Annotated in this window: 1 protein-coding gene; it reads right to left on the bottom strand. The window is 47.8% G+C overall.

Annotated features, from left to right (window positions below):
- On the bottom strand, nucleotides 1-719 hold a 719-nt coding region (locus J8L98_RS24500; protein WP_210998666.1), incomplete at both ends, for an SdrD B-like domain-containing protein.

The raw sequence follows: 719 nt of genomic DNA, 5'->3' as shown, positions 1-719 counted from the left end.
CATACCCATCTGCATCCGGTTGGCGCAGTGCGTCAAATTTGAATGCACCATTACTGTCAGTGTTGGTGATCAATGAGACTGTGTTGCCAAATTCATCTTTACCCGTCAACGTTATTGCGAGATTAGGGATCGCAAGATCTTGTGATTCTTTAACACCATTTTGATTGCCATCAACAAACACCGTGCCCTCAACACGGGCTTCGCCAGCATTTGGTAGTTCAGTAAATATCACCTTGCTTGGTTTACCTACCGTGGCTACCTTCACTGCACTTTTACCCGAATAGGTATTCTTAATGCCATCAAGGTAGTCTTGGCCATCTTCATAGCTGGGTGTGTCTGCGCACGTCACCACATACCCATCTGCATCCGGTTGGCGCAGTGCGTCAAATTTGAACGCACCATTACTGTCAGTATTAGTGGTCAGTGACACAGCGTTGCCAAATTCATCTTTACCGGTAAGCGTGACTGCTAGGCTTAGGATCGCCAGATCTTTACTTTCCTTCACGCCATTTTGATTGCCATCAACAAACACCGCGCCCTCAACACGGGCTTCGCCAGCATTAGGTAATTCAGTAAAGATCACCTTGCTTGGCTTACCTACCGTGGCTACCTTCACCGCGTTTTTACCCGCATAGGTATTCTTGATGCCATCAAGGTAATCTTGGCCGTCTTCATAACTTGGCGTATCTGCGCGCGTCACCACATACCCGTCTACATCC

The organism is Pseudoalteromonas sp. MMG013 (assembly GCF_018100885.1).
Lineage (GTDB): Bacteria > Pseudomonadota > Gammaproteobacteria > Enterobacterales > Alteromonadaceae > Pseudoalteromonas > Pseudoalteromonas aurantia.
The sequence above is the reverse complement of the archived record's forward strand: the minus strand, read 5'-3'. Positions and strand labels throughout refer to the sequence as shown.